This is a genomic window from Burkholderia sp. 567, from assembly GCF_040545115.1.
Classification (GTDB): domain Bacteria; phylum Pseudomonadota; class Gammaproteobacteria; order Burkholderiales; family Burkholderiaceae; genus Burkholderia; species Burkholderia ambifaria.
The window spans coordinates 1,118,746-1,141,448 of record NZ_JBEPLG010000002.1 but is presented as its reverse complement, the minus strand read 5'-3'; the positions used below and the strand labels follow the sequence as shown (position 1 = coordinate 1,141,448).

Genomic DNA, 22,703 nt, shown 5'->3' with positions numbered 1-22,703 from the left:
GCCGTTGTGCGATGCCGCATATGGAATTAATTGTTGCCGATTTCGATTCATTTGCCGCCTAAATATTGAGACAAGCGGCACAAACAGCGCGGACGGCGCCCGGTGACCCGATATTCATGCGCATCAATGAAGCCACGATGCGTAAAAGGTGAGGTTTTACGGGAGAGTTGGTGAGCTTCTACGGGAGACGGTCGCGCGGAGATGTGACAATTGTGTGAACTTGTGTTGCAGTGCGGGCTCTAAGTGCGTTCGCGCACGGCGCACCGGCCGGGCTTCCTTACCCCGCCGACGCATTAAGCAACGCTTAAGCGGGTGCGCCCTAGCATCGTTCGCCTCTGACCGGCACGGCCGGTCGCTCATTACGCCCCATGCAACCGCATTCATGCAGAACCTCAACCTCACCCTGTTTTCCGCCATCAATGCCGGCGCCGCGCCGCACCCCGGCGTGGCCCGTCTCGCGATCTTCGCCGCCGACTGGCTCGTCTATGCGCTGCCTGCGATGCTGCTGCTGACCTGGATCTTCGGCGAGCGCGCGACGCGGCGCCAGGCGATCGAAGCCGGCGTCGGCACCTGCGTGGCGCTGGCGCTTGCCCAGGTGCTCGGGCATTTCTGGTTTTCGCCGCGGCCGTTCATGGCCGGCGTCGGCACGCAACTGATTCCGCATGTGCCGAACGGCTCGTTTCCGAGCGATCACATGACGTTCGCGTGGAGTCTCGCCGTCGGCATGATGCTCGCCGGCAGCACGCGGCTGACCGGGTTCGTGATGGCCGCGATGGCCGTCGCGATTGCATGGGGTCGCGTGTATGCGGGCGTGCACTGGCCGTTCGACATGGCCGGCGGCGTGCTGGTCGGCACGGCCGGCGCGCTGGCCGCGCACCTGTACGGGCAACGCGTAGTCGAGCTGCTCGAACGGATCGGCGATGTGGTGCACGCGGTGATGATGGGGCGCGAGCGCGCGCCTTGAGCGGGAGAATCAAGCGGGAGAAGTGCGGGCCGGGCGCCGTCAACCGGGCGTCTTGGCCGATTCGGTCGCTGCCGACGTGCTGTCGCCTGCTTCGTGCAGTTCGGGCGTTTCGCCCGGGTGCCGGACGGCGTCGCGTTCGAGAGAGCTTTCCTTCAGGATCGCGCACATCGCGACGAACAGCGCGAGCACGACGGCCGCCAGGCCGCAATAGCCGGCGATCTTCAGGTTGCGAAGGAAAGGCGAAGCGTGGCTTTCTCTTGTCATGACCGGGCGCTCCTGGGGGGCTGCGGCGGCTGTCGCCCGACAGCGGCGTCGCAGACATACATATATACCAGCCGCCCCGCCGATGCCAAGCCCGCCGATGCGCGGGCGCCCGTTCGCGTCAGTCTTCCAGCGTTTCGTGCACGGCCGCCGCGCCGCGCTTCCAGTATGCCGCCGCGCGGATGCGCGACTTGTCGATGCCGCGCTCGCCGGTCAGGTGCAGCCGCACGGCGCGCATCGACTGCGCTTCACCCGCCGCCCAGACATAACCGTCGCCGGAGGACGGCAGCGGCAGCTCGCGCACTGCATTCAGCAGCGCGTCGCCGTCCGCTGAGTCGGCTTCGGCGCGAAAGCGCCAGATTTCATGCACGTCGGCGCGCGTATCGAAGGAGATCTGTGCGGTGCGATCCGCGACTTCCAGCACGACCGCCGCACGGGCGCCGGCCGGCAATTGCTCGAGACGCCGTGCGATCGCCGGCAGCGCCGTATCGTCGCCGATCAGCAGATGCCAGTCGAAATCGATCGGGACCACGAACGAACCGCGCGGGCCGCCGATACCGAGCCATTGGCCGACGCGCGCCTGTGCAGCCCACTGCGATGCGGGGCCCGGATGATTCAGCACGAATTCGAGATCGAGTTCGCAGGCGGCGCGGTCGAAGCGGCGTGGCGTGAAGTCGCGCGCAATCGGCTTCGGTTCGCCCTCGGGAAACTCGGGGCCGTTCGCGCCGAGCGTCGGCATTGCGGGCCGCTCGGCGCCGGGCGGCGGGAAAAACACCTTCACGTGATCGTCGAACGACGACGATTCGAAATCAGCGAGGTCGGGACCGCCGAGCGTGACGCGCAACAGATGCGGCGTCACCGCGTGCACGCGCACGACCTGCAGCAGGCGGAACTTGAGGGTATGGCGCACGCGGGTCACGGTGCGCTCGGATGTGTTCTGCATCAATCCGTACTCCTTGTGGTTTGACGGGACGGCGCGGATTACGCGCCGGTGCCGCCTTCGATTTCGGCTGTCGCGCGGCGCATGATCGCCGCGATGCGCCGTTGTTCGTCGGCGTCGGCAGCGCTCTTGTGCAGCAGCGCCCGCTTGAGCGCGAGACGCGCTTCGACGAACTCCGGAAGCCAGCCGGGCTGTGCATCGTCCGGTGCGTCGGTGGCCGCCGATTCGCCGGCGAACGCGCGGCGCATGAATTCCATCTTGCGCGCGAGGTGCGTGAGGCGCGCAAACAGCGTGTCGACGCGTTCGCGCTGCGCGTCGAGATGCGCGCGGCCGGCGTCGGTCAGCGCATAGCGCTTGCGATTGCCTTCCGCCTGCGACGCGACGAAGCCGACTTCCTCGAGATACGTGAGCGCCGGATACACCATGCCGGGGCTCGGGCTGTAGAAGCCGTTCGAGCGCGTGTCGAGCGCCTTGATCAGCTCGTAGCCGTGGCTCGGCTGCTCGGCGACGAGGGCGAGCAGCAGCAATTGGAGATCGTCGGAACTGAACTGGCGGCCGCGCGGCATGCCGTCGTCGCCGAAATCGCCAAAGCCGCCGCGTCCGCCACGGCCACCGAACGGGCCGCCGCCGCCAAACGGGTCGTGGCCGCGGCGATGGCGGCCGATCGCGTGCCAGAGGCCGGCGAACCAGTCAGGGCCGGCATGCGCACCATGACCGTCGCATCGGGCATGGCCGCGGGAGGGGTTGTGTCGCATGATCGTGTCCTATATGTCGGAAAACATATCTAAAGATATATATCGAAAGATAGGGTGTCAAGGACGGATTAGGGGGCGGGATGGGACGTGAGGCTGTACTGGCCGGCGGCGGCGCGGAGTCCGGCGGCGTGTTCCGTCGATGCCGTCGTCGGCCCGCTCCGGCGACCGGGCGGCCGTAGGCGGAGCCGGTGTTGCGTTCATTATTAATCGGGACGCCCGCGCTTGCCGCCGATCTCCTGAAACATTCCGAGTGGCGCAGCAGGATTTATGAATAAATTAACCAATACCGATTATAAAAACATCGGCGGACATTGTTTAAATTCCCGGAAATTATTTAATTTAATTATCGCCCGATCAAACAAATTGTCCGCGACAGCAAAGGTCGTCAAATCCACCTCGTAATTCAATGACGTCATCCGTTGCAGTGCTTGTCCGACGGGCATTCGCCCAGCGATGAAGAATTCCGACCCTTTATCCACGACCCTGAAAATTCATCGAAATGTGAAGCATTGCAATATAAAGCCCCCGCGCGGGTATTCCGGTTGCGAGGCGTGATTTAATTTGGCAGGATTTTCATCAGGTTGTCCGAGTTTAAAACAACAAACCGCTCGACAATTCAATTTACCGAAATACCGCGCGGCGCACCGGGCAACGATTGGAAAGGAAGCTGACCAGAAAAATGGGGTAAAGAGGCGGCGAACGGCCCACACCGTTCGCGATCATTGAATCAATCGCTTGTCCGGTCGCGTCGATGCGTCACGCGAGCGAGCGATCCGGGCGAATCCGACACGGGGCGGCCATGGCGATACTCAAGAATGATTCTTCCGGAGAAGCATGCCTGCTCCGCGCGTATCACGTGTTCGGCCGCGACGACGCGCGCTGCGACACGGTCATCCGGGATGGCTCGGTGTCGCGTGTCCATGCCCATATCCGCTGGGTCGGCGGGCTGTGGGAGCTCCACGATCACAGCAGCAACGGCACGTCGGTATCGGGCGTGGCGTTGCGCGACGGCGAGCACGCGGTGCTGCAGCGCGGCGACGTGATCCGGTTCGGCAGGGCCGGCATTGCACCGTGGCGTGTCGATACGCTCGACGACCCGGCCGATACGCTATGGCCGATACGAGGCGCCGCGGCCCCGATCGTGCTCGCACCGCGCCAGATCCTGCCTGCCCCGGCCGCGCAGCCGGTCACGATCGTCCGTTCGCCGGCCGGCGAATGGCTGTGCGACGACACGTTGCCGCCGCGCGCGCTCCACGACGGCGATGAAGTGTCGACCGGCGACTTCGCGTGGCGCCTCGCACTCGTGCGCCACGGCTCCACGGTGATGCTCGCCGCACCCGCCGATCCGGCCGCGCCGGCGCAATTGCTCGAATTCTTCGTCAGCCGGAACGAGGAGCATGTGCACATGCTGCTGCATGTCCGCGGCGGCGTGGTCGACCTGGGCGAGCGCGCCCATCACTACAGCCTCGTCACGCTCGCCCGCGCACGCGCGGCCGACATGCAGGCCGGCTACGACGCCGCCACGCAAGGATGGATCGAACTCGACCGGCTGGCACGCATGCTCGGCACCGATACGTCCCATGTCAACGTGCAGATTCACCGCGCACGGAGCCAGTTCGCGGCGTTGCCGGGGCTGGGCGCGCGCCAGCTCGTCGAGCGCCGGCGCGGCAGCGTCCGTTTCGGCGATTTTGCATTCCGCGTCATGCGCGGCGAGCACCTCGAATGCCAGTCGGTGCCGGCCGTCGGGCCGCGTCTCGGCGTGCAGCGTGCGGCGCCGGCCCCGGTTGTCCATTGCCCGTGAACGCGCGCGAACCGGCCGTGTTGCCAGCCGCCTTCCACGCGCCAGCCGGGCCGGACGCCGCTGCGCCGCATCAGCATGCCGCGCCTTTCGCGGCGCTTGCCGGCAAATGGCATTACCGGCTCGGCGCGCTGCTCGGCGAAGGCGGTAACGGCGTGGTGTTTCGCGCGACCTGCGACGAGACGGGGCAAGACGTCGCGATCAAGCTGATGCGGGACGATGCCGCGCTCAGCGCGGCGGAGCGCGCGCGCCGGCGTGCGCGCTTCCGGCGCGAGACGAGCCTGTGCGAGGCGTTGCGGCATCCGAACATCGTGGCCCTGCTCGACCAGGGGCAAGCGCCCGACGGGCGGCTGTTCGCCGTATTCGAACTGGTGCAGGGCAGGACCTTGCGCGACCGCCTCGCGGCGCAAGGGCCGCTGTCGGCCGTCGACACGGGGCGGCTGATGACGGAGGTGCTCGACGCGCTCGCGGCCGCCCATCGGCGCGGCATCGTGCATCGGGATCTGAAGCCGCAGAACATCGTGATCACGATGGCCGATGACGGGCCGCACGCGAAGCTCCTCGATTTCGGCATCGGTGCGTTGCTGCCCGGCACCGACGACGTCGCGCGCGACACCGCGACGCTGGCGACCGAGGTGCTCGGCTCGCCGCCCTATTGCGCGCCGGAGCAATTGCGCAACGAGCCGCCGACACCCGCAAGCGATCTTTATGCGTGGGGCCTGATCGTGATCGAATGCCTGACGGGCGATGTCGTCATGCAAGGCGCGAGCGTGGCCGACATCCTCTATCAGCAGCTGAGCCCGGTGGATGTCGCGCTCCCGCCATCGATCGCGTCGCATCCGCTCGGCGCGGTACTGCGCCATGCACTGAACAAGAATCCGCAGCAGCGCGCCGCGTCGGCCGACGCGCTCGCGGCGCAGTTTCGCGCGCTCAACTTCGCTGCGCTCGTCGGCCAGTTCGATGCCGGTCGCGCGGGCCGGTCGATGCCTCCGCGCCCGCTTGCACCGCATGGCGAGACGATCGCCGCGCTCGGCGAGTTCCGACAGATCACCACGCTGTGCTGTTGCGTGACGATCGCCGGAGAGGGGCGGCAACGCCATGCCGGCACCGAGCACGGCAATGCGCTCGACAGCTACGAGGAACAGTGGCTGACGAAGTGCGCCGATATCGCGGTCGGTTACGGCGCGCACGCAGGCGGACGGCTCGGCGACACGCTGCTGTTCCATTTCGGCCTGCAAGGCGATATCGACCGGCCCGAGCGCCGCGCGGTGCGTGCGGCGCTCGACATCGTGCGGGTAGCCGGGCGTGCGCGGCTGCCGGTGCCGGCGGCGGCCGGCGGCCGCGTTGCCGGGGCAGGAGACAGCTGGCGGGTCGAAGTGGCGGCCGCGATTCACGTCGGGCAGGCGCTCGCGCATGCGTCGCACATGTCGGGCGGCTCGACGCCCGCCGCGGCGTCGCGGCTGCTGCGGCTGGCCGGGCCCGGACAGATTCTGATCAGCGACGATGCGCGGCTCGCGCTCGAACGGCATGCCGATTTCCGGCCGACCGCGTTGCGGCTGGCGCGGGCGGGCCTCGCGCCGCAGCCGGTTCACGAGTTGCTCGGCGAGCGGCACGCCGATACGCCGTTCGATTCGCTCGACGCCGGCATGCGTGCGCCGATGGTCGGCCGCGCGCGCGAGCTCGACGCGCTGCTGCACGCGTGGCGGGAAACGCAAGAGCGCCTTCGTCGCGCGATGCGCGGCGAGCCGGCGCCGCACGGTGTGCCGCGGCTCGTCGTCGGCGAGGCTGGGCTCGGCAAGTCGCGGCTCGTGCACGCGCTGTGCGAAGCCGTTCGGGACCGGGGCCACGCGTTCGCGCATTGCGGGTGCCTGCCCGAGCGGGAGAACCACGCGCTGTTTCCGGTCCTGCGGTTCATCGGCGCGCATTGGCATATCGATGCCGATAGCCCGCCCGGCATCGCGCTCGCGGCAATCGACGCGATGATCGCGCCGCTCGATTGCGATCATGCGGCCGCCCGGCTCGCGCTCGCGACCTGGCTGGGGCTGCCCTGCGATGCGAAGGGGCTCCTGTGGTCGAGCGTGCGCGAGCAGCACGCATTGTTCGACGTCCTCGAGCAACTGATCGTGTCGCTCGGCAACGGCGCGCCGGTCTTGCTCGTGATCGAGGACGTTCAATGGATCGATCGCTCGACCGAGGACTTTCTCGCGTATCTGCAGCGCTCGCCCCGCGCGGCGGCCCTGTGCATCGTGCTCACGTCGCGCCCCGACAAGCTCGCTCGCTGGCGCGGCGCGACCGACCGCGTGGTGCTGCGCCGCCTGCCGCGCGACGACGCGCAGCGCCTGTTGTCGGCGCATCTGGGCCAGGGCGCGTTCGATCCGGCGTGGCTCGACCAGCTTGCCGATCGCACGGCGGGTATCCCGCTGTTTATCGAGGCCATCGCGCGCGAGTTGACGATGAGCGGCGCGGACGGCTCGCCCGCGGCCCCGGGGGCAACCGATCCTTATCCGCTTCCGCTCAGTCTCGGCGGCATGCTCGCTCTTGCATTCGACCGGATCGACGGCGCGCGCGACACCGCGCAGCTCGCCGCGACCATCGGGCTCGAGGTGGATGCGCAATTGCTCGCCGACGCATCGCCGCACGATCGGGCCACGCTCGACGCGCATCTGCGGCTGCTGCTCGAAGAGCGGATCGTGTATGCGCAGCATCGGCGCGATCGCGTGTTCTATTCGTTCCGCCATGCGCTGATTCGCGATGCCGCGTATGAATCGATGCCGCCGGCCGTGCGACGCGGCAATCACGCGCGCGTCGGCCGTGCGCTGATCGCGCAAGCCGATCGCGGCGCCGGTGCGCATGCGTTCGGCGTCGCCGGGCACTTCGCGCGCGCAGGCGCTTGGGCGGAGGCGATCGCCCACGGCATCGATGCGGCGCGCCGCGCGCTCGAACGTTCGCGGTACGACGACGCGATCCGCTACGGGCAGACCGTATTCGAATGGCTCGGCACGGCCGACTACGCGCAACGCGAGCACGACAGTGCGCGTATCCGCGCCACGTTGACGCACGCGACGATGGCGCGCTTCGGCTGGGCGGATCCGCAGGTGCGCGAGCATGCGGAGCAGTTGCTGCGGCAAATGCAGACGCTCGACGATCCGGAACTCGAGATCAGCGCGTTATGGACGCTGTCGACCTACTACCACGTCGCGGGCGATCGTCCCACCGTGCGCGGGATCGGCCTGCGGCTCGACGCGCTCGCGACCGAGCGCGGCGATGCCGGCGTTCAGGTCGCGGCGGACGCGATGCGCGGCATGAGCCTGTGGGTCGACGGCCACTATGCGCGCGCCCGCGCCGCGTTCGACGCGGTGCTGGCCGGTTACGACGTGCGGCGCGACGCGGGCCACCGGCGCATCCTGGGGCTCGATACGCGCGCATGGACGATGGCATCGCTCGCGAGCGTGCGCTGGTGCATGGACGACGACCCGCAGGCCTCGCTCGCGATGGCGCGCGAAGCCGTGTATTGCGCGACCTGCCTCGACCATCTGCCGACGCTCGGCGTCACGATGCTGTACCTCGCACGCACGTACCAGCTCGCGGGCGATCGCGACGCGGCGCAATCGTTGTCGGCAGCGCTGCTTCGCCTGTCGGAGGCGCACCGGCTGCGCGCGGTCGGGCACTACGCCGCGATCATCCATGCGTGGACGCAGGAGGATCGCGCGGGCGTCGTCGCGCATCTGGATGCGCAGCGGCAGTCGGGCGGCCTGCTCGGGTTGACCTACTACGCGTCGCTGCTCGCCGAGCTGGATGCCGGGCGCGGCGACTACGGCGCCGCGCTCGCGCAGATCCGGCAATGCCTCGCATGGTGCGAGTCGACCGGGGAACGGTATTACGAAGCCCAGCTATTGCTGAAGGAGTGCGAGTATCTGCGCCGGGCCGATCCGCGCTGCGGCGGCGTGGCCGCGCTGGACGCGTGCCGGCGCGCAGTCGAAATTGCAACGACGGCGGGCATGAGCCGCATCGCCAGGCTCGCCGAAGCGACGTTGCAGCCGTTGCCGTAAGCAGTTCCATTCGTCATTCAGGAGAACAGACCGATGAGCAAGGATCTTCGATTACCGACGTACGATCAGTTTCTCGAATACCGCGCGACCGTCATCCGGGCGATCGCGCTCGCATGGCATTCGCCGGCATTTCTCGCCGAACTCGAGAACGATCCGGTCAACGCATTGCGCGAGCATTTCGACTATCACTTTCCGTTCAAGCTCGACCTGAAGGTGCAGATCAAATCGTCGGCGTGGACGCCGACCGTCAACGGCGACTGGACAGCCGGCCACAAAAACAAGCTCACCCTGTATTTGCCGCCCGCACCGGCGGACGAGGCGCAATTCGCGCAGGCGCTGGCCGCGTACAACGCGAACCACATCACCATCATGGAATGACCTCGGGGAAACCGACATGGCAAAGGACAACGCTAATCCGACGCTCGAATCGATGCTGGAGTTTCAGAAGGTCTATCTGCGTGCGATCGCGCTTTCATGGCGGGACCCGGCCTTCAAGCGCGAACTGCTGGACCAGCCGCTCGATACGCTCGCGAAATACTTCGGCTACCAGTGTCCGTGGATCCTCGACATCGAGATCGAGAAGACGCACGGCGATCATGGCTGGACGAGCGACGGGAAGGGCGGCGGGAGCTGGAACCTGCCGCGCAACGTGATGACGGTCGGCATACCGGAGCAGCCGACGAACCTGGACGAGGAGGCCGTTGCGCTCGCGGCGTACTGCGACGCGGGGCCGTGTTACCTGTTCACCTGCTGCTGACCTGGCGCGCCGAGCCGCGTACCCACGCGCGGCCCCGGGTTGGTTGCCCGGGCCGCGCGACGTTTTTCCGACCCGCCGCACGGAACCAGACGATGCTCGACGATCTTTCGCGCGTGTTGCGCTTCAAGCCGCATTTGCTCGTGCTCGATGCGGGGCCCGAGACCCTGTTCGTCGTCGACGAGTTCAAGCGCACGATGCTGTCCGGCGCGATCTTCGTGCGGATCGCCGCGTGCCTGCGGGCGCGCATGACGACCGCCGAGATCGTGACGACGCTTGCCGGCACGTTCGGCGAATGGGACGTGCTCGCGCGGCTCGACCACCTGATGCGCCGCGGCTACGTGCGCGCCGATCCGCCGCACGACGACGACGCGGCGCGCGGCTTCTTCGAGCGCGCCGGGCTCGACGGCGACGCGGCTTGTGCGCGCGTCGCCCAACTACGCGTCGCGGTCGAGGCATTCGGCGCCGACGATGCGGCGCTCCGGCGCGCGCTCGACACGGCCGGCATCGCTATCGTGCCGGACGCCGAACTGACCGTCGCGATCGCCGATACGCACGACCGCGACGATCTCGCCGCGTGTGCCGCTCGCGTGACGGCGCGCGGCGGTGCATTGCTCGTCGTGGCGGCCGGCGGCGTGCAGACGCTGATCGGGCCGTTGCTGGCCGGCGGCGGCGCGCTGGCCGATGCGCCATGCATCGAATGCGTGCGCTACTGGATTCGCGTCAACCGGCCGGTCGAGGCGCTGCTTGCGCGCCATCACGGCAGCGCGGCAACGCGACTGCCGCCGGCCGTGTCGCGCGCCGGCGCCGCTGCCGCCGCGGCGCTCGTTGCAGCGACGATCGAGCAGATCGCGGTCAACCGCGCGATAGCGGAGCGTTCGCAAACGCATCTCGTGGCGCAGCGTATCGATACGTTGACCGTCGAACGGCACCGCGTGATCAGGCGTCCGCAATGCCCGTGCTGCGGCAATCCCGCATGGATGCGCGAGCAGGCGGCGCGTGCGCCGCGTCTCGCCGCGCAGGTGCCGTTGACGCACGCCGACGGCGGCTATCGGACCACCGATCCGCAACAGGTGTTCGAGCGTCACGCGCATCTGATCTCGCCGGTCAGCGGCGCACTTGCTTATCTGCATCCGATGCCGAAGCGGCACGCGGGGCTGCGCAAGGTCTATGCGTCGGGCTTTCTCGTGTGCCCGGCCGCCGTGCCGGGCAGCAACCGGTTCGACAGGATCTGCTCCGGCAAGGGCCGTACCGACGAGCAAGCCCGCGTGAGCGCGCTATGCGAAGCGCTCGAACGATACAGCAGCGTGTATCAGGGCGACGAGGCGAGGTTGACCGGCAGCATGGAAAGCCTGCTCGCCGATCCGGCTTGCGACGCCGAGCCCATCCACGTGAACGAGCTTCAGCAGTTCAGCGAACGGCAATTCGATGCGCGCGACGCGATCAATGCATTGACGCGCGATGTCCGCAAGCAGGTGCCACCGCGCTTCACGTCGCGCGACGTGATCGACTGGACACCTGCATGGTCGCTCGTGAGTGGCCGGCGCCGCCTCGTACCGCTGAGCTACTGTTATGCGGAAACGCCGGACAGTGCGCAGGCGCCGGCCGCGTGCGTGCACAACCCGAACGGCTGCGCGGCGGGTTCGAGCATCGACGAAGCGATTCTGCAAGGCATGCTCGAGTTGATCGAGCGCGATGCGGTCGCGATCTGGTGGTACAACCGGCTTGCACGCCCCGGCATCGATCTCGCGAGTTTCGACGACCCGTATTTCGATGCGCTCGTGCGTGAATACGCGACGCTCGGGTGGCGTTTGTGGGCGCTCGACATCACGACCGATCTCGCGGTGCCGACCGTGGCCGCGCTCGCGGAAAATCCGCAAGACGGGCGCTTCTCGATCGGTTTCGGCTGTCATCCGGACGGCCGGATCGCGGTGCAGCGGGCACTGACCGAAGTCAACCAGTTGCTCGATGTCGCCGCGGATGCGCCGCATCCGTGGGACCGCGACACGCTCCCGGCCACCGGATTTCTGTATCCGGCGGCGGGCGCGCGCGCGACGACGCGTTCGACGTGGGAACCGGTCGAGGCCGCGTCGTTACCGGCGGCGCTCGCGCATTGCACCGGGCGCATTGCGGCGGCCGGCATGGACGTGCTCGTCGTCGACAAGACGCGGCCCGACATCGGCTTGTCCGTGGTGCAGGTCATCGCGCCGGGGCTGTGTCATTTCTGGCCGCGGTTCGGCGCGCGACGGCTGTATTCGGTGCCGGTCGAACGCGGTTGGCGTGCGCAGCCGTGCGATGAAACGGAGCTGAATCCCGCGCTGCTGTTTCTGTGACATGACCGCGGGCGCGTCAGCGGCGGCGGAACGCGCCGGGCGGACCGATTCGGCCCGCCCGGTGCCGCCGGGCACCGCGTGCGGATCATGCCCCGGCCATGTCGAGGTGCCCGTTCGGCATTACTGGCTGATGATGGTGAGGTACGCATCCCAGGTGACGTAGCCCTTCAGTTGCGCGTGCCGGTCGTAAATGGCGGCGACGAACGAATACGTTTCGTTGTTGCCGGGGCAGAGCACGGTCGCTTTCGCGTAGTAGTCCGCGCGTGCTTCCTCGTTCACGGTGTTGTTATCGGGCCAGCCCCGCGCCGGATAGGGCTCCGTGCTGTTGTCGGTGAGGTACGAAACGTAGCCGAGCAGATTGGCGGTCTTCGGAACGAAGTCATACAAGAAGCACTTGTATTCGGCCGTGCCGGTCAGCGACACGGTACGCCAGCGGATCACGTCGTCGACCTGGGCCTTGATCCGCAAATTGCTGCCGCCTTCGCCCTCGTTCTGTCCCGACGTCGTGCCCTGGCCGAAGCCGTACGCCGCATTCGCCAGCGTGGTGATCATGTAGACGGTATCGGGATTGTTGCCGAGCGACGTCGGCTGGCCCGGATGCTGGCTGAGCGAGTTGTTGTTGCTCTTCAGGATCTCGTCGACATCGAACGCGATCAGCACATCGACGATTTTGAAGATATCCAAGTTCTTGGGCATGGCAGTTCCTTTCACGCTTTCTCGTTGAAAAACACTCTGCTGAGTGACGACGCCCGTGGCATCTGCATCTCTCCCATCCTGCGAAGCGGCGCTTGCGGAGACGGCGGCGCGCGGAAGAGTATCGACAGCGTACGAAGGATCGATCCGCGAATCGATTACACACGCTTACAGCACGCGTGCGTGTGAATCCTGCATCCGGTGCACGGATGTCCGAGCGTCGCCGGAACCCGCGTCGTGCAGTGGGCCGGATATGTCGATGCTTCGTACTCCGGGATCTGCCGATGTCGATCGACACGCTGCGAGCTCGAAGGCCGGCAGGACATGAGGGGAGCAGAGGCGTGGTAGTCGCCGTCGAGCGGGATGAAAGCGGCGACCCGAACCGGCGCCGCGCCTTCGTCGTCGGGCGATCCGGATTCGCGGAAATATTCGGCTTGTTGGGGGGGCTGCGAAAAGCCTTGCAGCAAGCAGGACGCTGCGATCCGCCCGACACGTCAGCGCAATCGCACCATACGGATTACATCACTCGCTCGGAGCACTCCGATACGCATCCCGATACACCCCCGGGCTACACCCGAACCGTGCCTTGAACGCTCGCCCGAAATGCGTGATGTCGGAAAACCCGCACGCGATCGCGAGTTCCAGCAGCGTGCGATTGGTATCGGCCGGATCTTCCAGCGCGCGCCGGCTCGCCTGCAGCCGATACTCTTGAATCAGGCTCTGCGGTGTCCGCTCGGATGCGGCCAGCGCGCTATACAGCGTGCGCCGCGACACGTTCAGCGCGCTCGCCAGCTTGTCCGGCGACAAATCAGGATCACTGTAGTGATGCGACAGGTAGATTTCCGCGTTCATGCGCAGCGCAGCGCTGCGCGCATCCGCGCCGGTCAGCGAATCGCTCGCCTCGCGTCGAATCACCGAATCGAGCAGCATCAGCGTCGACTGCTCGAAGCCGAACAGACTTTCCGGATCGTTCGGCACCTGCCCGTCCATCAGGTAATGGATCGATTGAAGGGCCAGTTGCGCATTGCCGACGGTCCGGCGCACCTGCACGCCCGCACGCTCGACGAACCAGCGCCACATTGTGCCGCTTCTCGGCGGCGTCAGCGCGGCGACGAAGCGTGACGCGTTCGTCGATTCGATCATGTACGGCTGCGTCGCATCGTAGATCACCCACTCGCCCGGATTGACGATCGACGTCGCGCTGCGCTGCGTGACGCGGCTTTGTCCGGCGATCTGGAACAGGATCTTGTAGCAGTCGCTGTCCGCGCGCGACGCGAGCGAGCGGTCGCGATCGACGCGGATCGCGGTGGTGTCGACCTCCGCCATCCGCAGGCCGCCCACCGTCGCGACCCGCACCGACATCCGGAACTGCGAGCCGGTGTCGTGAAAGACCAGCGGCAGGAAGCTGTCCGCGATCAGGTCGCGCAGATTCGTGCTGCTGTTGCTGGCGTCGACGACGAGTTCGTGTGCCATTGCCGGAAGAGGGAGAGGGCCGGGGAACGCGTCAAGGTTAATGCAAACGACCGGGACGCGCGTTCAGACGCCGCCATTGTCGGCAGCGCTGCCCTGCGGCGTCAATCGTGGTTTCTCCACGTTCTCCCGGGCCGCCGGCGCGCGACGCCATCGATCTGCACGCTGAAGCCAAAAGTGTGCACGCAACGCCGAACGGCGCCGGCGGCGCATCCCTAGAATCGGAAAGCGGTCGGCAAGCTGTCCTGTCGAATCGCACGGGCTGGCTCGTGCCATGAAAAACAACCACCGATTTTCAAGGAGACGCCGCCGAAGGCCGGGCGACGGACGCATGCGGCGGCAGCACGCGCCGGTGAACGTCGCGCGCACGACAGCGGGCGCATACCAGGATGTCCGATAGAACTTTCGATTACATCGTCATAGGCGCCGGCTCGGCGGGCTGCACGATCGCGACCCATCTCGTCGAGCGCGGCCTCGGCACCGTGCTGCTGCTGGAAGCGGGCGGCCACGACAAGGATCTGTTCATCCACATGCCGGGCGGGCTGGCGAAGGCGATTCCGCGCTACACGTGGCCGTATGCGGCCGAGCCGTCGGACGACGTGAAGGGCCGCTCGATCGCGGTGCCGCAGGGGCGCGTGCTCGGCGGCTCCAGCTCCGTCAACGGAATGCTGTACGTGCGCGGGCACCGCAACGACTACGACCGCTGGGAGACGGAGTTCGGCTGCAAGGGCTGGGGCGCGGACGACATGCTGCGCTACTTCGCGAAGGCCGAGAACAACGAATCGCTGACGGCGCCCTATCACGGCAACAACGGGCATCTGCAGGTCACGGAGATCCGCTATCGCCATCCGCTGTCGCAGGCGTTCGTGCGCGCGGGCCAGCAGATGGGGCTCGACTACCTGGTCGACTACAACGGCGAGCGGCAGCAGGGCGTCGGGTTCTATCAGGCGACGATCTTCAACGGCGAGCGCGGCTCCACGGCGGCGACCTACCTGAGCGCGATCCGCAACCGTCCGGAATTCAGCCTCGAAGTCGATGCGCTGGTCGAACGCGTGGAAATCGAAGGCGGCCGCGCGACCGGCGTCACGTATCGGCAGGGCAACCGTCGCGTGACGGCGCGCGCGCGGGCCGAAATCATCGTGTCGGCCGGCGCGATCGGCTCGCCGAAGATCCTGCAGTTGTCCGGCATCGGGCCGCGAAAGGTGCTCGAGGATGCCGGCGTGCAAGTCAGGCACGTGCTGCCGGTGGGCGAGAACTTCCACGATCACATGCACATGTCGGTCAATGCGACGATCCGCACGCCGGTGTCGCTCTACGGCCAGGACAAGGGCTGGCGCGCGCTGAAGCACGGCATCTAGTGGAAGTGGTTCCGCTCCGGGATCCTGACGTCGCCGGTGCTCGAAGGGTTCGCGTTCGTCGATACCTGCGGCCAGGGGCAGCCGGACGTGCAGTTCCACTTCCTGCCGACGATCGACTCGTTCGACGATCCGATCGGCGTGACGGCGGGTCGCACGCACGGCATCACGATCAAGACCGGCCATCTGCAACCGTATTCGCGCGGCCGCGTGACGATCCGCTCGTCGAACCCGCAGGAGCTGCCGCGCATCGACGGCCGCTATCTGGCCGACCGCCGCGACGTCGACGGCCAGATCCGGGCGGCGAAGCTCGCGCTGAAGATCCTGCGCCAGCCGGCGCTCGCGGAGCACGTCGACGAGATTTTCTCGCCGGACTGTCCGCCCGACGACGACGCGGCGATCGAGGACTGGGTGCGCGGCGCGGCGAAGACGGTCTATCACCCGGTCGGCACCTGTCGGATGGGCACGGAGGCGGCGTCGTCCGTCGTCGATCCGCAACTGCGCGTGCACGGTATCGCGGGGCTGCGCGTGGCCGACAGCTCGACGATGCCGAGCATCCCGAGCGGCAACACGAACGCGCCGACCATCGCACTCGCCGAAAAGGCGTCGGACCTGATCGCCCACGCGGCCTGATCGGGCCTTTCACACTCAATGGGATTTCCGGAGGAATACAGATGGCACTGGTTCGGATGCTGGACGAAGTCAGCGCGTTTCTCGCGCGCGAACACGGTCATTACATCGACGGCCGCGCGGTGGCCGGCCGCGGCGAACGGATCGACGTGCGCGATCCGGCGACGCGCGCGGTGATCGGCTCGGTCGCTCAGGCGACCGACGACGATGTCGAAGCCGCGCTCGCGTCGTCGCATCGCGCGTTCCGCGGCGAGTGGGCCAACCTGACGCCGGCCGATCGCGAGCGCATCCTGCTGCGCTTCGCGGACCTGATCGAAGCCCATGGCGAAGAGATCGCGCAGATCGAAACCGCGCAGTCGGGCAAGCTGATCGCGCTGTCGCGCGTGATCGAGGTCGGCTGGTCTGCACGCTGGCTGCGCTATTACGCGGGCTGGGCCACGAAGATCGCGGGCGAAACGCTCGCCCCGTCGTTTCCCAGCATGAACGGCGAGCGCTACACGTCGTTCACGCTGCGCGAGCCGCTGGGCGTCGTGTTCGGGATCATTCCGTGGAATTTCCCGGTGATGATCCCGGTGTGGAAATTCGGCGCGGCGCTCGCGACCGGCAACACGGTGCTCATCAAGTCGTCGGAGTTCACGCCGCTTACGATGCTGCGTATCGCAGAGCTGGCGACCGAAGCCGGTTTGCCCCCGGGCACGCTCAACGTGATCAACGGCACTGGTCAGGTCGGCGCGAAGGTGATCCGCGATCCGCGCGTGGCGAAGGTATCGTTCACGGGTTCGGTGCCGACCGGTCGCATCATCGGCGAGCAAGCCGTCAACGCGAACTTCACGCGCTTCACGCTCGAGCTGGGCGGCAAGAACGCGGCGGCATTCCTGGCCGATACACCGGTCGACAAGATTCTCGATGGCATCGTCGAAGCCGGGTTCCTGCATAGCGGGCAAGTGTGCGCGTCGGCCGAACGCTTCTTCGTGCATCGTTCGAAGTTCGACGAGGTGGTCGAAAAGATGAAGGCGCGCCTGGACGGCTTCCAGCCGGCCGATCCGATGGACGACGCCGGGATGATCGGCCCCGTCTGCAACGAACCGCAGTTCCGCAAGTTCGTCGACGCGTTCGAGCTTGCGCGCGCGGAAGGCGACACGATCGTCACCGGCGGCGGCGCGTACGCGCGCGACGGCTTCTACGTGAAGCCGACGATCGTGCTGCCGCGTTCGCTGGAATCGGCTTCGTACCGCAAGGAGATCTTCGGGCCGGTCGGCGCGTTCGTGCCGTTCGACGACGAGGAAGAGCTGATCGCGATGATGAACGACACGCCGTTCGGGTTGACCGCGAGCCTGTGGACGAACGATCTGTCGAAGGCGCTGCGCTACGTGCCGCGCATCGAAGCCGGCACCGTGTGGGTGAACATGCATACGCTGGTCGACCCGGCCGTTCCATTCGGCGGAGCGAAGGGGTCCGGCGTCGGCCGCGAATATGGTTCGTCGTTCATCGACGCCTATACCGAGCCGAAAGCGGTGACCATTCGCTTCTGACGAAGCCGCGTCCCGCGCAACCCGCCCGGGCAGAACCGGGCGGGCGTTTCAGTCGCACGCGGCTGCCGCTCAGAACCGCGTACTGAACCCGATCCGCGCGACCGATTGCAGCGCGCCGCTCGACGCGCCGTTCGCGTCCATCACACCGTTGATCTGCGCGTGGCTGCCGTGGCTCGCGCGCTGATGCACGCCCGCGACGTACACCATCGTGCGTTTCGACAGCCAGTACTGGACGGCGGCCAGGAGCTGGTGCGCATGCGCGTTCTCGAGCGTGTCGTTGCCCTTCATGTACGTGTAGCTCGCGCCGATCACCCAGACCGGCGACGGATGCCAGGCGGCGCCGGCCTCCGCCGACCACACGCCCGCACCATTCCACGCGTTGTGCACGGTCGTGAACAGCGCCTTCGCCGTGACCGTGCCGAGCGTGTAGTGCGCGCCGGCGCCCCAGTTGCGCACGGTGGTGGCCGGCCGCCCATCCGCCGCGCCGTACTTCTGGTTCGTATAGGCCGCGCCCGCGCCGAACGGGCCGTTGTCGAAGCTCGCACCGACGCTGACCGTATTGTTCGCGCCGACCGACCCCGCGACGTTCCCGAAGCCGTACAGCGCGCCGAAGGTCAGGCCCGCGATCGACGCGCTCGTGTACTTGACCGAATTCGCGACGCGATTGCTGCCCGCGACGCGGTCCCAGTCGAAGGCGCCGGTCGGGTTGTTCGGCAGCGCGAGCGTGTCGAACGGCCCGTTGCGAAAGCCGTACAGTCCGACGAGATCCTGTGCGATCTCGTTGCCGCTCGCGGCCAGCGAATCGACCATGAACTCGTACTGGTTGCCGAGCGTCAGCGTGCCGTAGCGATCGTTCTGCAGCCCGACATAGGCCGTGCGCGCGAACAACCCGCCGCCGATCATCGAGCCGTTCGCGAGCGAGAATTGATTGACGAGCCGGAAGATCGCGCGCGTGCCGGCGCCGAGATCCTCCTTGCCCTCGAAGCCGAGCAGGTTCGGGAAGAATATGTTGTCGTCGAATTTCGCGTTGCCGTGGCCGCCTTCGTTGCTGACATAGCTGATGCCGGCATCCAGCAGCCCGAACATCGTCACGCTGCTCTGCGCGAAGGCCGCGGCCGGGATCGTGCAGGCCGCGAGGGCCAGCAGGGTCTTTTTCGTCATCTCCAAATGCTCCTCACATGTTTCCGGTCTTGCCGGAATATTTTTGATGGGACTACTGATTGATATGAAGGGAGTGAATCGTTTGAGTGCCGATTCGGTCGTGCCGGGAACGGGAACGCGATCGAATCGGAACCGGATCGGAGCTGGATCGCGCACGCGGGCACCGGCGCGTGGCGCATGCGCCGATGCCCGCGTGCGCCGGCCGCTATACCGTCGAATACCCGCCGTCCACCGGCACGATCGAGCCGGTGACGAACGACGCGCCGGGCGAGCACAGGAACAGGATCACTTCCGCGACTTCGTCGGCCGTGCCCCAGCGCGCGAGCGGCGTGCGCTCGAGAATCCGCCGCGACGCGTGCGTGTCGGCCATCAGCGCGCTGCTGAGCGGCGTATCGATCCAGCCGGGCGCCACCGCGTTCACGCGGATGCCGCGCTCGGCCCACGCCTGCGCGAGCGAGCGCGTGAGCTGCGCGATGCCGCCCTTGCTCGCGCTGTAGGCCGGGCGGTCCTTGCTGCCGAAGTACGTGTACATCGACGCGACATTGACGATGCTGCCGCCGCTCACCGACAGCGCCGGCAGCGCGGCGTCGGATGCCCGCATCACCGACGTCAGGTTCACGTTCAGCACCAGCTCGAACTGGTCCAGCCTGTACTCGTCGGCGTGCCGGCTGATGCCGACGCCATTGACGAGCGCATCGACGCGCGGCAGCGCGCGGATCCTGCGCGTCAATGTTTCGCCGTCGGTCACGTCGAGTTCCACGCAGCGGATGCCCGGATGCACCGGCGCATGCGGGCCGGCGGCCTCGAGCCCGAGCGCGACCACCGACGCGCCCGCTTCCGCGAAACGCCACGCGGTGCGCGCGCCGATACCCGACGTGCCGCCCGTCACGACGACGGTCTTGCCGTCAAACGACCAGGGGCGGCTCATGCTCGATGCTCCCGACGGTGTGAGGACGGCGCGCATGCCTGCGCGGCGGCGCAACCAGGATCTTGATCTGCGCGCGATCGGCGAGCAGCGCGTCGAAGCCGTCGGCGACGGCATCGTCGAGCGCGACCGTGCGCGTGACGATCGACGTGAGATCGAGCGCGCCCGACCCGATCAGCCGCAGCAGATCTTCGTACACGTGCCGGTAGCCGACGCTCGCCGTGAAGGTCAGCTCGTCGTTGACCGCGCGGAACGCATCGAAACCCGCATGCGGCATCAGGCCGACCATCACGAGGCGGCCGCCCTTGCGCAGCCCCTGCATCGCGGCCTCGAACGTGGCCGGCAGGCCGGCCGCCTCGAAGCTTACGTCGACACCGAGCCCGCCCGCCGCTTCGCGGATCGCGTCGCGCAGCACTGGCGCGTCGAGCGAGCGCGCGTCGAACGCGTGCGTCGCGCCGAAGCGCGCGGCCGCGGCAAGCCGCTCGGGCGACACGTCGACCGCGACGATGGTCGTCGCGCCCTGCAGCTTCGCGAGCATGATCAGCAACAGGCCGATCGGCCCGAGCCCGAACACCGCGCAGGTGTCGCCGAGCCGCAGCTCGCCGCGCCGCAGCGCATGCAGCGCGACGGCCGCCGGCTCCATCACCGCGGCCTGCTCGAGACTGACGTCGTCGGGGAGCCGATGCAGCATGTAGGCCGGCACGACCGCGAAGTCGGCCATCCCGCCGTCGCCCATCAGGCCGGCGAAGCCCATCGATACGCACAGGTTGTACGAGCCCGAGCGGCAGTACGCGCACTGGTGGCAGTGATACTCGGGCTCGACCGCGACGCGGTCGCCCGGGGTCAGCGTCGTCACGCCCGCGCCCACTTCGACGACGGTGCCGCAGAACTCGTGACCGAGCGTGAGCGGTGCGGTGCGGCCGGACAGCGGATGCGGCGTGTCGACCGGAATCGCGTGCGGGCCGTCCGCATATTCGTGCAGGTCGCTGCCGCAGATGCCGCAATACGCGACCGCGATGCGGACCTCACCAGGCCCGGCGCGCGGCGTGTCGAGATCGCCCACGCGGATGTCGCGCGGGCCGTGCCATTGAAGTGCACGCATGTCAGCGTCCTCCGAGGTTCTGGGTATCGAGACGGGTGGTGGCGCCGGCGAGCGCGCGCTTGCGCAGCACGGCGGGCGCGGTTTCGACGAGGCCGAACGACAGCACGCACGCGAGAATCGCGCCGGCGGCCGACGTCCACATCGCGAACTGCAGGCCGTACCTGTCGGCCGTGAAGCCCGCGACGGTCGGCGCGACGAAGCCGCCGATCAACTCGCCCGCGCCCATGATGAGGCCGAGCGCGCTGGCGATCGCGCGGGGCGGCACGGTTTCGGCCGGGATCGTCGCCATGAACAGCGTGAAGCAGCCGAGGCCCGTGTACGTGGCGAACACGAGTGCGCCGAGCGCCCAGACCGAGCCGACATGGATCATCACGACCGGGCACACGGCCGCGACCAGCGCGAACGCGATCATCGTCGGCTTGCGGCCGATGCGATCGGAGATCGCCGGCACCGCGAAGCCCCAGAACACCCACGCGGCGCCGAGGCAGGTCATCACGATGCCCATGTCGGCCGGCGACAGATGCCGGCTTTCCACGAGGAAGACCGGCGCGAACGAGATGATCACGACGAACCACGTGAGGAAGAAGCAGCTGATCAGCACGCAGAGCAGGATGTTGCGTTCCTTCAACAGCGCCCAGCGGTTGATCGCCGCGCCGCTCGCGGCCGGCGCGCCGGCGCCGACGGCCTGTGCATGCCGTACGCCGCCGGGCGGCACTTCACGCACCCAGCGCCAGATGCAGAACGCGATCAGGAAGCCCGGAATGCACGAGACGTAGAACGCCTCGCGCCAGCCGTAGGCGGTCGCGATGCCGATCACGACCGGCGGGCCGATCATCGCGCCGAGCAGGCCGGCGGCCGAGCCCTGCAGCAGGCCCATGTTCAGTCCGCGGCGGCTCGGCGTCGAGCTCTCGACCATCAGCGATTGCGACAGCGGCAGCACGGGCCCTTCGGCGATGCCCATCAGCGCGCGGAACGCGATCAGGCTCGCGAAGCCGCCGACGAGCCCCGACAGCGCCGAGCACACGGAAAAGCCGAGCACCGCGGCGATCAGCAGCGGCTTGCGCGTGCCGCGCGCATCGGACCAAGCGCCGGTCGCGGCACCCGACAGCGCCCACGTGAGCGCGAGCGCGGACGACACCATGCCGAGCTGCGTATTCGACAGATGCAGCTCGGCCGACATGAACGGAAACAGGAACGACAGCGCGAGGCGGTCGAAGAACACGAAGCCGAACGTCATGAACAGGATCAGGAGCAGCCTGTTCTCATACGTCCATGCCGGTTTGGAAGAGGGATGGAATGTCATGAGCGGCCTCGTCGCGCGTCAGCGAAACAGCTTCTCGACCGCTTGTGCGCCGAGGCCGACCTTCTCGTAATGAGCCTTGCACATCGCGATGTACGAATGCACGTCGAAGTAGCCGTCGGGGTTGCCTTCGTCGTCGAGCCAGATCAGCGGGCCCTTGACGATGAAGAACGCGCGCATCGGCTCCGGATGATCGAACGCGACGAGCGTATGGCCTTCGCCGGGCGTTTCATACACGAAATCGCCGCGCGTCGCGGTCCATTCATGCTCCAGGTATCCCCACTTGCCCGACAGCGTGTAAGCGAACACCTCGTGCGGGTGATAGTGGCGGTTCACGAGCCCTGCTTCCTTCGCCATCAGGATGTCGCACCACTTGTTCTGCGACGGCGAGATCCATAGCGGCCGCGATGAAACCGTTTCGGTGAACGGAACGTAAAGGCGCTCGTCGTCGCTGGCCGCGTTCGGGATGTAGGCTTCCGGCAGCGCATCGGGCTTGAACGGATTGGCAATCGGCGCGATGTTTTGCCAGAATTCGGATACGGCTTTGTCGACCACGTTGTGTCTCCTTGTCGTTGGATGTCGTGGGGTCGACTTTAGCCAGCCGGTGCGCGGCGCTCTTGACTGGGCTGGACGAATTGCTTGATCGGGCCGGACATCGCGCCGCACCGCACTGCACCAATA

General features: G+C 67.4%; 19 protein-coding genes. 9 read left to right on the top strand and 10 right to left on the bottom strand.

Translation table 11 applies throughout. The features are described from left to right. Window positions 1–382: 382 nt before the first annotated feature. Complete coding sequence (locus ABIC50_RS10630; protein WP_354163617.1) at window positions 383–964, top strand: undecaprenyl-diphosphatase; 582 nt, start codon at window positions 383–385, stop codon at window positions 962–964. Window positions 965–1,003: 39 nt separating this feature from the next. Here the strand turns inward: ABIC50_RS10630 and ABIC50_RS10625 are convergent, their stop codons facing one another. From ABIC50_RS10625 to ABIC50_RS10615, 3 genes are all read right to left on the bottom strand, one after another. Continuing rightward, complete coding sequence (locus tag ABIC50_RS10625) at window positions 1,004–1,228, bottom strand: hypothetical protein (protein ID WP_354163615.1); 225 nt, start codon at window positions 1,226–1,228, stop codon at window positions 1,004–1,006. Between the two features lie 118 nt (window positions 1,229–1,346). Then, window positions 1,347–2,168 carry a siderophore-interacting protein gene (locus ABIC50_RS10620; RefSeq protein WP_229081155.1) on the bottom strand — a complete coding sequence of 274 codons (822 nt, stop codon included), beginning with the start codon at window positions 2,166–2,168 and terminating at the stop codon, window positions 1,347–1,349. Between the two features lie 38 nt (window positions 2,169–2,206). Beyond that, on the bottom strand, window positions 2,207–2,920 hold the full coding sequence (locus tag ABIC50_RS10615) for a PadR family transcriptional regulator (protein ID WP_175731902.1): 714 nt from the start codon (window positions 2,918–2,920) through the stop codon (window positions 2,207–2,209). 799 nt (window positions 2,921–3,719) lie between these two features. Here ABIC50_RS10615 and ABIC50_RS10610 point away from each other — a divergent pair. The 5 genes from ABIC50_RS10610 to ABIC50_RS10590 all read left to right on the top strand — a co-directional run bounded on the left by ABIC50_RS10610 (window position 3,720) and on the right by ABIC50_RS10590 (window position 11,854). Continuing rightward, on the top strand, window positions 3,720–4,721 hold the full coding sequence (locus ABIC50_RS10610) for an FHA domain-containing protein (RefSeq protein ID WP_212051689.1): 1,002 nt from the start codon (window positions 3,720–3,722) through the stop codon (window positions 4,719–4,721). Further along, window positions 4,718–8,767, top strand: a complete 4,050-nt coding sequence (locus ABIC50_RS10605) for a TOMM system kinase/cyclase fusion protein (RefSeq protein WP_354163613.1) — start codon at window positions 4,718–4,720, stop codon at window positions 8,765–8,767. The genes ABIC50_RS10610 and ABIC50_RS10605 overlap by 4 nt, the downstream gene beginning before the upstream one ends. Window positions 8,768–8,800: 33 nt before the next feature. Next, a complete protein-coding gene (locus ABIC50_RS10600) occupies window positions 8,801–9,145 on the top strand; it encodes a BMA_0021/BMA_0022 family TOMM bacteriocin (RefSeq protein WP_175656997.1) in 345 nt (114 codons plus the stop codon). A gap of 16 nt (window positions 9,146–9,161) precedes the next feature. Then, complete coding sequence (locus tag ABIC50_RS10595; protein ID WP_126226323.1) at window positions 9,162–9,524, top strand: BMA_0021/BMA_0022 family TOMM bacteriocin; 363 nt, start codon at window positions 9,162–9,164, stop codon at window positions 9,522–9,524. A gap of 92 nt (window positions 9,525–9,616) precedes the next feature. Beyond that, on the top strand, window positions 9,617–11,854 hold the full coding sequence (locus tag ABIC50_RS10590) for a TOMM precursor leader peptide-binding protein (RefSeq protein WP_354163611.1): 2,238 nt from the start codon (window positions 9,617–9,619) through the stop codon (window positions 11,852–11,854). Window positions 11,855–11,974: 120 nt separating this feature from the next. Here the strand turns inward: ABIC50_RS10590 and ABIC50_RS10585 are convergent, their stop codons facing one another. After that, window positions 11,975–12,550, bottom strand: coding sequence for an AidA/PixA family protein (locus ABIC50_RS10585; protein WP_354163609.1), 576 nt, complete (start codon window positions 12,548–12,550; stop codon window positions 11,975–11,977). Window positions 12,551–13,069: 519 nt separating this feature from the next. Next, on the bottom strand, window positions 13,070–14,020 hold the full coding sequence (locus ABIC50_RS10580) for a helix-turn-helix domain-containing protein (RefSeq protein ID WP_354163607.1): 951 nt from the start codon (window positions 14,018–14,020) through the stop codon (window positions 13,070–13,072). A 386-nt stretch (window positions 14,021–14,406) separates the two neighbouring features. Between ABIC50_RS10580 and ABIC50_RS10575 the strand changes: the two genes are divergently transcribed. From ABIC50_RS10575 to ABIC50_RS10565, 3 genes are read left to right on the top strand one after another with little or no spacing between them, the layout of a single operon-like run. Beyond that, complete coding sequence (locus tag ABIC50_RS10575) at window positions 14,407–15,375, top strand: GMC family oxidoreductase (RefSeq protein ID WP_354163605.1); 969 nt, start codon at window positions 14,407–14,409, stop codon at window positions 15,373–15,375. A gap of 36 nt (window positions 15,376–15,411) precedes the next feature. Then, on the top strand, window positions 15,412–16,005 hold the full coding sequence (locus ABIC50_RS10570; protein ID WP_354163603.1) for a GMC family oxidoreductase: 594 nt from the start codon (window positions 15,412–15,414) through the stop codon (window positions 16,003–16,005). Window positions 16,006–16,046: 41 nt separating this feature from the next. Then, window positions 16,047–17,534 carry an NAD-dependent phenylacetaldehyde dehydrogenase gene (locus ABIC50_RS10565; RefSeq protein ID WP_354163601.1) on the top strand — a complete coding sequence of 496 codons (1,488 nt, stop codon included), beginning with the start codon at window positions 16,047–16,049 and terminating at the stop codon, window positions 17,532–17,534. Window positions 17,535–17,603: 69 nt separating this feature from the next. Here the strand turns inward: ABIC50_RS10565 and ABIC50_RS10560 are convergent, their stop codons facing one another. From ABIC50_RS10560 to ABIC50_RS10540, 5 genes are all read right to left on the bottom strand, one after another. Next, window positions 17,604–18,695, bottom strand: a complete 1,092-nt coding sequence (locus ABIC50_RS10560; protein WP_354163599.1) for a porin — start codon at window positions 18,693–18,695, stop codon at window positions 17,604–17,606. Window positions 18,696–18,900: 205 nt separating this feature from the next. Beyond that, window positions 18,901–19,623 (bottom strand): SDR family NAD(P)-dependent oxidoreductase, encoded by a 723-nt coding sequence (locus ABIC50_RS10555; RefSeq protein ID WP_354163597.1) that lies wholly within the window; start codon window positions 19,621–19,623, stop codon window positions 18,901–18,903. Continuing rightward, a complete protein-coding gene (locus tag ABIC50_RS10550) occupies window positions 19,601–20,722 on the bottom strand; it encodes a 2,3-butanediol dehydrogenase (protein WP_354163595.1) in 1,122 nt (373 codons plus the stop codon). The genes ABIC50_RS10555 and ABIC50_RS10550 overlap by 23 nt, the downstream gene beginning before the upstream one ends. A gap of 1 nt (window position 20,723) precedes the next feature. Next, entirely contained in the window at window positions 20,724–22,025 is a 1,302-nt protein-coding gene (locus ABIC50_RS10545; protein ID WP_354163593.1) for an MFS transporter, read from the bottom strand. 18 nt (window positions 22,026–22,043) lie between these two features. Beyond that, the gene (locus ABIC50_RS10540) at window positions 22,044–22,577 is read right to left on the bottom strand and encodes a 2,4'-dihydroxyacetophenone dioxygenase family protein (protein ID WP_126226333.1); all 534 of its coding nucleotides are present in this window, start codon (window positions 22,575–22,577) and stop codon (window positions 22,044–22,046) included. Window positions 22,578–22,703 lie beyond the last annotated feature (126 nt).